The sequence below is a fragment of the Dehalogenimonas sp. THU2 genome (assembly GCF_039749495.1).
GTDB lineage: Bacteria > Chloroflexota > Dehalococcoidia > Dehalococcoidales > Dehalococcoidaceae > Dehalogenimonas.
Genome location: NZ_JBDLLU010000008.1, coordinates 77420 through 89280, shown reverse-complemented (window position 1 = coordinate 89280; position 11861 = coordinate 77420). Strand labels below are relative to the sequence as shown.

The following is an 11861-nucleotide window of genomic DNA, read 5'->3' as shown; positions in this document are numbered from 1 at the left end:
GCTGCCTGAATTCGAGGTACCGGTGCTTACCGGTGAAGCCAATGAGGAGCTCTTCGATAACATTCTTCACCTTGTCAGGATTCAGGGTGTGTCTGTTGGTTTTGATTCCCGGCCGGATCAGAATCCAGCGATCAAGGGCTACTTTTCCGGCAAGGAAATCTGGGTCCGGCCGGAGGAATCCCGCGGTCAGCAATTGAAGACGCTGATTCATGAGGTGGCGCATTACTACTCCGAAGGCGTGTTCCACATCCCCAGGAGAGATGCCGAGACGATTGCCGAAAGTGCCGCCTTTGCTGTCGGGGCTCACTTTGGTTTTGATACCGGAACAAGATCCTTCCCCTATGTCGCTCTATGGGCGCAAGACAAGAAAGTCTTAGAGAAAAACCTGGCCTCGATTCGCCAGGTGACCACCAGAATCATTGAGGGCATGGAGTCCCTGGCGAAAAAGCCGGTAGGGGTGGTCTGAGGCAGGTTTATGGTGATGGAACTGAGACCGAAAAGTGGCGGTTTTATCCGGCCGTTTGGCTGCGGATGGTTTATCCGGGAGTTTCTTCTAGGAAACGGGCCGGAAGGTGCACCGCGGATAGATCCGGAGCGCGGCGCACCCCAGGCTGACATCAATTACGAATATAAAGAAGCCCTGGCCAGGGCGACCGCACGGGATCGTGCTGAACGGATCATCAGCAAGCAGGTGGTCCGGGGTGTGGATGTCACTGAGGAATTCGCTGAACAGATCTATCAGAAGCAGCTTAAAAAGGTGTCACGGAAGTTTACCCATATGCGTTACCACTCGTTCCTGATGTATTTCGGGGTGTTGAAGCGGCTGGGGTGGGTCGAGGTAACCGGCCAAAATGAGATGTCTAGCATGCAAGATAAGTTCCCACCGGCTCCAGAACGGACTTATTACCACCTCACCAAGAAAGGAATCGAAGCTGGAGATCAATATTGGTCGAATCCTTTGTTTACTCTCTATCCTGAGATTGGGCCTAATCATATTAGAAAGCCGGACTAGTTATCTGAAGTGGCCACTCTTTTCTGCTGGTCGCTTCTTGTAGACAAGAGCCGTGACTAACCCGTTGGTTAACTTTATCAATCAACCCCCTAAGCGTAACTCTCCCAACATACCCCTCAAGTATTTGATACCATTTCGCAAATCAGTTTCCCCTCGAGGGGACTTGTCGTGACTACCAGCTACGGTTTTGTCGAGTAAATCATATAGTTCCTTCCCGGATCCCGGTTTCCTACCCTCAATAATCTCACCGGCACCATTATTCCACATATGATCCGCGGTCTGGTCCTGCCAAGTTCCAGGTTCGAACGTCGACGGTCCGTACTTAACCTGAGCGATGAGATACAATCTCTCAATCGCTCGTCGAATTAATGCCCAAGCTGGCTCTAAATGTCCTTCGTCAATCTTCTCCTCTGCACGTTTAAGACGTTCAAATACCCGCCTATTGCCTTCCTCGATAATACAACCTTTTCGTTTATTAAGTACGGTTTTCATAGTGACATATTCAGGCTCTGGTCGGTCTTGATGATAATAACTGATGTCTCGAGAGAATGTGTCATTATGTGTTAACAGTATTACTTGAAAGCCTTCTTCAAGAACATGATTGAGCACTTCCTTCGCAAATGTCTTGAAGTGTTCTTCGTCCATCGATTGGACGGGGTCATCAAATATTAACATTCGATGACCGAGCATTTTAGACCTTGTGACGAACGCAGCTATTCCAAGCGCATTGACCTGAGATTCACTGAATACCCTCAGTGCGTCAACTTCTTTTTTCTGTTCGCCATCATCTAAGACCGCTTTCACCTCAATCTCGATGGGAAAGCCCCTTCCTCTAGGTTCAGGAATGTGGAGCTGGCTAAATGACGAATACTTATCAGATCGAAGCGATCGCCAGACTGCTTCGATTCCGTTGTTAAAAGATGTTCGTTTGGCTTCAAGGAAATGTTTCCTGTAGTTGATCAACGCATCACGGATGGTTTCCAAGTCATTCTGCGTTGCGCGCTTTGCATATTCCCACCTGAGGTCTTCTGCCACCGCAACACAATTCTGTGCGCATAACAACCATGCCTCTCGCATTCTATACTTTGGGTCCACCCTAGCCACAGCGCTGGTGGCACCTTCGACTTTGGAGAAGGCATCCCTATATTGGTGGACAATCGCCACGATATCGTCAAATTCTCTAATAGCTTTCAGAAATCGCCCCATATGCTCTTCACATTTGCTTAGACTTTCCGGGATCACGGGCGGCTTTCTACTTAAGTCTTTGAGGTATGACAGATTCGTGGCATATCTCATAGTTACTTCATCTCTTATCTTCCGCAATGCTTGGGTGGCTACTTTCAGTTCATCATTTGTCTCTTGTAAGGCATCTTGCCATTCTTCGTCGGAAGGAGATTTGGGGATGAATTCTTCCCATTCTTTCACGACTTTTCCCGCGAGTTGAACTAGAAGATTGAAACTTTGTTGCAAGGCTTGTCTTGTGGATTTCTCGGCTTCTTGTGTTGGCGCCCAACCCCGTATTTCTGAAATTCGCGCTGTCGTGAGCGTCTCAATGTTTTTATATTCGCACAAGGGGCATTTCTGTGTTGGTAATCCGTCTCGAACAAGCTTATTGTGCATAAGAATTCCTAAGACTTGTGATATTACGATACGCTCCTCACCTACTGCCTTAGCGGCTTCACTTGCTGATTCAAATTCTCTCCAAGCCCTGTTAACTTGAATACAAATGTCTTCTGTTTCCTTGGTATAATCCATTTTCGTATGGGTATCGAGCAACCTTTTCGGACGCAATTTATCTAGAAGGGGGAACGATTTCTGTTTGGCCTTTTCCTGTTCTTGTTGAAAGATTGTGCAAATCTGGTCGAATTCGGTGGTTTCACTTACTACTCCAATAACCTCTTGGCGTGCGACTTTCATGAGAGACTGACGTATTCTCTCTAAGAGATCGCCCTCTTTGCTCTGATATAGCTGACCACAAGCCTTTTTTGACTTGTCATTATCTATCAATCCTTCAAGAGTATGTAAGTCTTTTAAGGCCCTACTCTCCGTCGGGCTCAAGAACTCTTTCAAACGAACAGGGCCTACAACCGCCTTTCCAATCAGATCAGTCAATTCTTCAAGTTTTAATAAACGTTCAAAGTATTTCCGGCGGTCGCGGGGGTTATTTTGCACAAAATCCCGTAGCGTATGTTGCATCAGCAAAGGGGTTTCGGAAGCAAATAACCGATCTAGCTCTTGTAACTCTTCCTCCCTTGAAAGCTCAACATCATCTATTGAAAGCGTGGAGTTACACTTTGATTCCAAAGTAGATCCGTAGTCGCACTTTAAAACCCGACACATGGTGAGTGGTCTGGTCTTTTCATCCTCCCTGAAAGTAAAAGTTGCCTTGACCCAAGTCTGATGGTTTTCCGGACGAAACTCATTCCCAATGCATTTTTCTAATTCTCGCGGACTACCCAATTCTTTGTTTTCACGTCTTGATAGCTGGCCGGTAAATAGCCACTCGAGCGCCTCTGCAAGGCTTGTTTTGCCAGAGCTGTTTCGCCCCTCAAACACAACTAGATTTCCATCCACGTCAATCGGTTGCTGAAGCGAACGAAATCCTCTGAAGTAGTGAGGCTCGATAGATTTTAGGCGTACTGGTTCAGCAAGTGCACCTTGACTCAGGGTAGGAAATGTCTCGTGAATAAGACATTTATCCTCGTCAGTGATCGCTTGATTGAAATATTTTCGGTTACGTTCGAGAAACCACAAATCCAGCCACGCATCATTTTCTGACCGACTGCCTGGAAACGCAAAAACAAGACTTCCGACTGCGCCGGGTAATCTGGTCAATAAAGAAAGGATTTCATCACCAGTTGGGTGGTTCTTTGCGCCCTTATCATAGACCATCATTTTAGACCTCCTACTGTGTATGTAAGTTAATCCGATGTAGCCTGATCCGTATACAGCGCAAGAACTCCTTAGCATTGTAGACCGAAGGGCTTTTATGAAGCAATACATGTTTCCGATCCCAAGTAGAGAGTGTTCATCCAGTTAATGTTTGTCTTACTCGCAGACGTCCCTATGCGAAAATTCAAACTTGGATGTGATTTGTTCTCCGTTTGTCAAACAGTCCACGGTGGAGAGGGCGTAAATACAGCTAGTTCTTCGGAGTGTTCAAAATGACTTTTTGTTTGACAATGAAGCTGGAAAAACACGCAAAACGCACCTTAACAACTGAACACGAAAAGCCTTGACCTGAACGCTTGCCCGAAAGGGGGAAAGCGTGAGTTCAAGCGTAACAGTAGCGGGGGAACAGAACCGGCCTGGGGGCTTCTGTAGCCGGTGTCATAGGGTATGGGTGCTAAAAGAAAGGCAAGGCGTTTGCCGATGGTGCGGAAAGGTCGCCACCTGTCGGACCACTAAGACAAGCGCCTTGCGTGGTTTCAAGTCTAATCGAAGCTCAAGGCCAAAGCAAGCCAATATCTTCGGCAACGGCTACGATCATCTTTCCGGCAACTGGCTTACATTCTATACCATAGCATCGAAGTTCAGCGGTAAGGCCAAGCCGGATGAACGGGATGACCTTCTTCACGACATCATCATCACCCTTGCCGATGTGGAACGGCATAACGGCCACCATCCGTTCACCGAAGCGGCGATGTACCGTATCGCCAGCCGCGCCCAAGCCCTGTATTGGCGGAAGCGTTACCGGATAGACAACGGCCTTACCTGCGGGGACTGTAGCAAGGCACAGCGGCGGAAGTGTAAAGAGGACTGGCTGTTTGCGGCTTGTCCCAAAGCGGTCAAGCTCGATAGTCTCAACAGGCCGGTCATAGACGATGAAGGCAACACTACCGAACTCGGCGATCTAATTGCCGATGACAGGGCGTTGGACCTCGATGCCTGGCTGGATGCCAGCACCTTCTTACTCCAATGTCCCGACAGGCTAATCGCCATCGCCGAAAAGCGGCGGGATGGGTTGCCTTTAGATGAAACGGAGCGCCAATCTCTCTGCCGTTTCCGGCGCCGTGAACAACAATCTCTGTTTTCGGATGTCACAAAACAGGCCAATTTCGCAACTAATACAGTGGGAGCTTCGGCTATGCCAGCGAATTGCGGGTAGCCGATAGCTTACTACTAGGCGAAGCCGATGGAGTTGCCCACCTATCGGATAGCAAGAGGGGGTCGGACAATCGAACAACTGAATATCGAGGGCAAGCGTTCAGGTCAGGGCTTTTTAGCGCACAAGGCGGTACTGGTCAACGCCTTATCGAGAACACTCGCCGAAAGGGCGATGCTTCTTGACCTTACAATCGGGCGGAAAGGCTTTCTCACCTATCTTAAGTCTTTAGGCGGGTCGAATATCGTCAAGATAGTCCCGTCTAACGGCGATGCCAGCGTATCGCGGGTCGCCGGAAAATGCCTTAAGGTGGTCTGCGGAGCCAATACCAGCTACCTCGAACACATGGCCTGGGTCGGCGAAAAGACACCCCTTACCCTGTGCGACATCAGGGTAAGCCCCTCGAACTCGGTCAGCCCCAACCTCGGCGCGACGGAGCTATCGGACGCCCTTTCAAGGGTACTGCCCTTCACCTCGGATGAGACCGCCCGCCCCATTCTCCAATGTGTTCTCTTTCAGGTGAAAGACGGCAAGCTCACCTTAGTGAGTGCCGATGGCTACCGACTCGCCGCGATGAAGCTACCTTTCGACGGGGATGAGGGACAGGTGCTTATTAGCCGCGATGACCTTAAAGGCGTCACCGGCGCTCTTCGACGGGCGCGGCGGGTAAGGCTGTCGCTGGAAAAGAACGGCGACAAAGACCCCATGAGCCTAGTCCTCGACACGGAGCTAATCCGCTACACGTGGCGGGGATGCGGCGGGAGCTTCCCGGACTATGAGAAGCTGATACCCGCCGAAGCAAGTACCCGCGCCAGCTTCGATACCAACGAAGCGATGAAGGCGGTTAGCTCACTTAGGGTCGTCGCCAATGTCAAAGCCTACGCCTTAGACCTTATCATCGGAGACGGCAAGATGGTCGTCTCTAGCACCGACGACAAGGGGACGGCGGAGATACCCGCCGACACCACCGGCGAACCTATCAAGGTAAGGCTTGACGGCGGATATCTCGCCGAAGCATTAAGAGCCTCTGGCGGGATGGTCGAGCTTAAGGTCAAGGACGCAAGGTCGCCGATACTTTTCACCACGCCGGACTATGAGCTGGTGGTCATGCCGATGCTTCTGCCGGAAGGGAAAAAGCCGGCGGACACGGCCAAGACCGCCGAACCCGCGAAAGCCGAAACACCCCCGCCCGCCGAACCTGCCGAGTCGAAGGCCGAGACAGCCGAAGCGGTCGCGCCGGAACCGACAGTCGAGCCAGTACCCGCCGAGGAAGTCGCCCAAGCCGTCGCCGAAGCCGAGGCCATCACCAAGGCGGAGAAGCCGAAGGCCAAGAAGCCCAGCAAGGCGAAAGAACCAGTCGCCGTAGCCTGCAAGTCTGAAACTTGAACGCTTGAACTCGCAAAACAGCCGCACAGAAAGAGGTGTCACAGCCTCTTTTTGTGCTTTCTTTTTGTAAGGGGATATTCCTACCCCAAGCGGCGGGAACATCCCCTTTCGTTTTGATTGAATGGGCAATCCAATCACAAAAGGAAATAAAGTTAACGAAAGAGATGACAATATGGATGCACTACTTGTAACCAATCCCACCATCTCATTAGGCCAAGTGGTGGCCACCCGGGGAGTTTTCGCCCTGGCCGGTGAGAATCAAGAGTTTGCCGAGTTCATGCGACGCTCCCTGAACCGCCATGCCAAACGTGATTGGGGCGACCTCGATGAGGCTGATAAGCGGGAGAACGAACTAAGCCTGAAGCAGGGTTTCAGGCTACTTTCAGCGTACACGGCCGCGGGATTGCCCAATATCTGGATTATCACCGAGGCCGACCGGTCGGCGACGACGATTCTATTCCCAGACGAATATTAGCCCAGGGGATCCCTGTCCGCCGGCACAGGGTCATCAATGCCGGCAAATAAGAAGGGCTACTATGCCCGAATGGAGGTGTAACTTTGCCTATCAAATGGAGTGCTCTCAAAGTCAGCGAAGCGATGGACATGGTCGAAGAATTCATCGATCAGGCTGCCGAACCGCTTGAACAAGCCAGGCTGGTGGCTATCGCGGCCAGAGGCATTGCCGACATCCCGCAGTACATCGATGAGCGCCTTGCTCACCTCACGAGTAGTATCGGACGCATCGACTATATACGAAGCTCGATAAAGGCAGTACGCGAGTCATTGCCCAACGGCGCCGTTGCAGACGAGCTGCAACGGATCGAAAGCGGTGCCCAACTCGTCCTGGTAGCTTGATCGATAAATCATCTCGATTCAAAGGGATACCCCATCCCTAATATCCGAAGGAGAGGAAAAAATGCCAGGTCAGCTTGATCTATTCCAAGGCGTCAAACTTAAGGAGCCGGAACCGAAAACGACGGTGAGGCTCGGCCAAAGGGCTGCCCAGGTGCCGTTGCGACGGAAGCAACCGATAGCGGCAATTCGTCTCATGGAAATTCTCAGTGAACTCGAAGGAAAAGACATCTTCGTCGGCTCTCATAGCGCCGGTGGTGGCCACTTCTGGTTTATCAACTTGAAGCTCGCAAGGCTAAGAGTGGAATCGTTCAGGATGGAACGTGAAGAATCCATCCCGCCATCGGTCATCGTCTTGTGGGGAGCCAAGGATGCCTGTATCAGGATTTTCGCGGATTGCCTGTTAGGTGTCCGGGAGCAGGAGTACCAAGATTACAATCGCTATCTACTGGACTTCTGGAACGGCTTCGGCGAAAGCCCGATCCACAACTACCGGTCGCACTACGCTTGTTTAGCCATAACCAAGTTTAAGGACTGACCTCGTATGGGATGGTGGCTACGATGAAATAGCGAATCAGGGCGAATGAATCAGAAAGGGGCTGGGAATATTCCCAGCCCTTTTTTTCTATACAACTTATATTCTTGTGATTATAATAGGCAACCAAATGACATCAGCTCTCTGATTTACCTGGAGGTTCGGGTGTATGTTCTCCACTAAGCTAGTCGAGGATTGAGATGAGCAAGCTGGAAGAACTGAAGCCGAACTCTATTATTCGCGGTATCATCCCGGATTCTCTGGTCACCGTCATCAGCCAGCAGTGGTTCGGGTCGGACGCCGTCGAACTGATCTACAAGACCCAAAAAGGCAACTTAGGTAACGTCATCCTATATCGTGGTGACGAATCGCGGTTTGAGGTCGTTGAAAAGGAACGGCCTTGGAACGATAAAACTAAACCTATTATATATCAACCTCAGAAAAATGGCTGCCGCGCACTTTGGGGCGGCAGCCATTTTTCTCAAAATTATATTTGATTCTCTGAATAAACGACTATTTGTTGTAACCACCGTGGTGAGACATCAAATTGGTACTATACCCATAAGTCGGGAAATCGTAATCCCACCATTTTTCTCTGTCTTCCACTGGAATAACACCGTAACCAAAGGTATCGTCAGCTCTCCACAAGAATTCATTGAAAAGCGAAGTGGTCGATAGTGTCGCCTTAACGATCTCGTGAATACCTGCCGTGCCATTTACATTATGGGTGCACGTTCCCATACATGTACCACACCCCGGGTGTTGGCCGAATTGAGTAAAACATAAAGGTAAATCAGTGTGGAATACTTTTTTCCCGGGGACTGACCAGGTGGGAGGTTTATCGGGTGCTAAAGAGGACTTGGGGATATCCCAATTTGGTTCGGACTCATGAGAAATCGCTTGAGTCGGGCATTCATTAGCACATTTCCGGCAAGTATGACAGAACCTAAAATAGCCGGCGTCAATCGGATTGTTAGGAGCAAGCGGTAGATCTGTAAGGAGACTGAAGTATCCGACAACCGTGCCAAATTCCGGACTAATTGTTACATTGTTGTTTCTTGCTCCCTCCGAGAAACCACAAAGAATCGCATCCGCCTGGGATGGCATCACTCCAGTGCTAAACTCTGGATATCCTATGCCCTGATATCCCAAGACATTCAAAAATGCCTGCGTTCTAGCCTGAACACCTTTCCACTGGTAATACCGACTTCCGTTTGCTGCTGTGCGGAGGGGGCTTCTGCCTTGGCGGAAAAGCTCCTTAGACATCTGTATGGCTACTGACACGATCCAAAGAGGTTTATCAGGCACGACGTGTTTTTTATCTGTCTCGTATCCCTTTTCAACGTTCTCAAAGACGATTTCTTTTTTCGTGCGGTTATGTTTGGTGAATATCAACTTTCTTTCGTGTTCAGCAAGTTCCCCAAACATTACCTGTGAAGCTCCCATAAAACGCATGGCAGCCCTGAGCATTTTGGAATTTTCCTCGGGCGTACCTTTGAATTGCGTGGTCCCGAAATATTCGGGGGTAGGCGGAGCGGTCCAGGTGAAAACTTGGGGAGCCGTGCCAGGCTGCCAATTTGCAGTTGCCTGAACATAGTTCATCACTGATTGATCAACAAATGAACCGCATGCCGAGTACAATGCCCAATCCTTATGGGTTGCCCCAGGCGTGTTATTCTTGACGTCAGATAACTGCAATGCATTGGTTTCAGCCTTTAATTTTGCCTGCAATTCAGCGCCAACAATAGGACCAAATCCTCCACCCACGAGCGCTTTGGTGTTATCATGGCGATTGATTAAAGACCAATCGACTTCAACCGTTGGATTACCAATTTCTCGTTCTTTAACCCACCATGGTCTTTTAAGACTTGCGGAAGGAGCAGCCATTGCCTCGTCTAAATCTTGGAAAATCGGGGTTAATGAACTGACTCCTACGCCTGCACTGGATACTCCCAGGGCTTTCATAAAATCTCTGCGGCTTAACGTTGAATGAAACATAGGTCTCCCTTTCTATTACCGGTATTATTGTCAACGATGTTTATGGTAAGAGAATAAAACTAACCATAGTGCTAAATGTTTTTGGCGTAATACGTTTTAATAGCCTCCCTTCTAATCTCTGTTTCTTCATCGCTTTTTCAATTGGTAAAGCATGAACTAGAAGTTTATTCCCACCCGTCGCCTACGACCCGTCCCTTGAAGGGGAATTTATCCAGGTCACGGTTCCACCACTGTTCCGGGCTGAAGAAGATTTCATTAATCGGCGAGGTGAAGCCTTTCCCGTAACCAAATGCATCGTCCATGGTGCGGAAAAAGCTATCAAAAATCCCAGTCGTGGCTACGGTGCCTTTGATGACATCATGGATCGATGAGTCGTTCAGTTTGGTAAAGACGCAGGCAACTTGACATTGACTGCAGCCACCGGTTCCTGCCTCAGCGCCGTGTCCTGGCATACCCCGCCACGGCAAACACAGTTTATAGTTGATTGGATAGCATTTCCTGCCAGTTCCGTTCCATGGTCCTGATGGTTCCCATGTCGGTTCATTTTCGAGACTGATCGCGGAAGAAGGGCACATGGAGCCGCATTTCTTACACGTCTGACAGAATCGCCACATCCCGGCATCAATGGGAGGCGTGGGACTCAACGGCATATCGGTAAGGAAAAACTCAGTGAGACGGATAAGTGCCCCGTATTTCGGCGACAGGACATAGTCACATCGGCCGAGTTCGCCATTTCCAGCGACAACACCGAAACCGGTGTTTGAAGCTATTTGGCTGCCTGTCCCTCCTCCTTTATTGACTGCGAGCCAACCCATTGCCCTGATGAATCCCTGAATACGGGTCATCATTACCGCCGCATCCGAATATCCGCCATAGACGCCATATTTACCCGTTGTCACATGAGAAAATCCTGAAAGTCTTGATTGGGGAATCGTAAACACCACCATCCATTTGCATTTATTGGGAATGGATATGGATGACGCCGTCTCTATCGGAGCATCGATATCTTCGAAACGAATAGCTTTATTGGAAGCGTTTGAAAAGAATATCTTTTTTACATCCTCATCAACTTCTATCGCGCTGATATCACGGCCACCGAATAAATGGATTGCGGACGCTAATGTTCGAAGATTTTCTTCCGGGTTAAGCTCCCACTTGGGCCAGCCCAAATCTTTTCTCGTGTATCCGGCAGGTTTTGAGGGCGCCGTGGTTGTATAATTGAAGCTCGGTTCATCACGAGTTAACGGGACCGAGAGCATCGTTGTCCTCAACCCTTCGAGAACCGCGAAATCGCGCAAAGTCATTCCCGGTGTATTATTCGCTACCCCTTTTTTCATGGTATTCAATTGGTTCTGAACCATCTGTTCAGTTTCTTCGGTGGTAAATTTATAGACGTTGTTACTGTCATACGATTTAAGGAGTTTCCAGTCGACTTCGACCGTAGGGTTTTTAAACCCGATTTCTTTGACAAACCAGGGGTATTTTCTTATTTCCCCAGACGCAGCTAGTTCATCCAGATCAAATACTTTCGGGGTAATAGCGGTTGACGATGCAATCCCGGCGCCGACCAGACCCAGACTTTTCATAAAATCTCTTCTGCTAACCGTGGAATGGAACTTGGACATTGTGTTTACCCTCCTTCTTTCATTTTTAATACTACCGGTCCCATGTCCGTGGGCGCTAAATTCCTACACTGGAGAGACCTATTTAAACCAGCAAAAACGACCAGGCCATGAAGGCGATGTCGTAGAACTGGTGGTATTTACTTTCAGGCAACAGGTGCAGGAAAGTCAGGACGTCCGGTTTGGCGCCGTTGCGGCGGGCCTGGCTCAACAGATCATGCTTGGTGGCCGGATAGGAAATGCCGTCAAGGCAGGTTCCCAACTCGGCGACGGACATATCCAGACAACGGTGAAATCCGGGGGGCGTGGCGGTCTCTTTTGCCTGGGTGCGGTCCAAGGTAATCGTCATTT

The 11861-nt window shown here is 49.7% G+C and carries 11 protein-coding genes and 1 pseudogene; 8 read left to right on the top strand and 4 right to left on the bottom strand.

The genetic code is table 11. The annotated features are described in order from the left end of the window. Both ABFB09_RS05825 and ABFB09_RS05820 read left to right on the top strand, forming a co-directional pair. Positions 1-466: pseudogene (locus ABFB09_RS05825) on the top strand (DUF192 domain-containing protein); the annotation flags it as partial. A gap of 9 nt (positions 467-475) precedes the next feature. Continuing rightward, complete coding sequence (locus ABFB09_RS05820) at positions 476-1012, top strand: hypothetical protein (RefSeq protein WP_347000561.1); 537 nt, start codon at positions 476-478, stop codon at positions 1010-1012. A gap of 81 nt (positions 1013-1093) precedes the next feature. On the opposite strand, the gene ABFB09_RS05815 is transcribed toward ABFB09_RS05820, so the two are convergent. Beyond that, entirely contained in the window at positions 1094-3907 is a 2814-nt protein-coding gene (locus ABFB09_RS05815; protein ID WP_347000560.1) for an AAA family ATPase, read from the bottom strand. A gap of 523 nt (positions 3908-4430) precedes the next feature. On the opposite strand from ABFB09_RS05815, the gene ABFB09_RS05810 reads away from it, so the two are divergent. From ABFB09_RS05810 to ABFB09_RS05785, 6 genes are all read left to right on the top strand, one after another. Further along, on the top strand, positions 4431-5120 hold the full coding sequence (locus ABFB09_RS05810) for a hypothetical protein (RefSeq protein ID WP_347000559.1): 690 nt from the start codon (positions 4431-4433) through the stop codon (positions 5118-5120). Positions 5121-5147: 27 nt separating this feature from the next. Continuing rightward, positions 5148-6503, top strand: a complete 1356-nt coding sequence (locus ABFB09_RS05805; protein ID WP_347000558.1) for a DNA polymerase III subunit beta — start codon at positions 5148-5150, stop codon at positions 6501-6503. 172 nt (positions 6504-6675) lie between these two features. After that, positions 6676-6978 (top strand): hypothetical protein, encoded by a 303-nt coding sequence (locus ABFB09_RS05800; protein WP_347000557.1) that lies wholly within the window; start codon positions 6676-6678, stop codon positions 6976-6978. A gap of 83 nt (positions 6979-7061) precedes the next feature. After that, on the top strand, positions 7062-7358 hold the full coding sequence (locus tag ABFB09_RS05795; RefSeq protein WP_347000556.1) for a hypothetical protein: 297 nt from the start codon (positions 7062-7064) through the stop codon (positions 7356-7358). A 61-nt stretch (positions 7359-7419) separates the two neighbouring features. Then, positions 7420-7893 carry a hypothetical protein gene (locus tag ABFB09_RS05790; protein WP_347000555.1) on the top strand — a complete coding sequence of 158 codons (474 nt, stop codon included), beginning with the start codon at positions 7420-7422 and terminating at the stop codon, positions 7891-7893. 197 nt (positions 7894-8090) lie between these two features. Next, positions 8091-8387, top strand: coding sequence for a hypothetical protein (locus ABFB09_RS05785; RefSeq protein ID WP_347000554.1), 297 nt, complete (start codon positions 8091-8093; stop codon positions 8385-8387). A 16-nt stretch (positions 8388-8403) separates the two neighbouring features. Here the strand turns inward: ABFB09_RS05785 and ABFB09_RS05780 are convergent, their stop codons facing one another. The 3 genes from ABFB09_RS05780 to ABFB09_RS05770 form a co-directional block, all read right to left on the bottom strand. Beyond that, positions 8404-9888 (bottom strand): reductive dehalogenase, encoded by a 1485-nt coding sequence (locus tag ABFB09_RS05780; protein ID WP_347000553.1) that lies wholly within the window; start codon positions 9886-9888, stop codon positions 8404-8406. A gap of 164 nt (positions 9889-10052) precedes the next feature. Next, the gene (locus tag ABFB09_RS05775) at positions 10053-11474 is read right to left on the bottom strand and encodes a reductive dehalogenase (protein ID WP_347000552.1); all 1422 of its coding nucleotides are present in this window, start codon (positions 11472-11474) and stop codon (positions 10053-10055) included. Positions 11475-11595: 121 nt separating this feature from the next. After that, positions 11596-11859: a DUF2795 domain-containing protein gene (locus ABFB09_RS05770; RefSeq protein WP_347000551.1), complete on the bottom strand. Its 264-nt coding sequence runs from the start codon at positions 11857-11859 to the stop codon at positions 11596-11598. Positions 11860-11861: the final 2 nt, after the last annotated feature.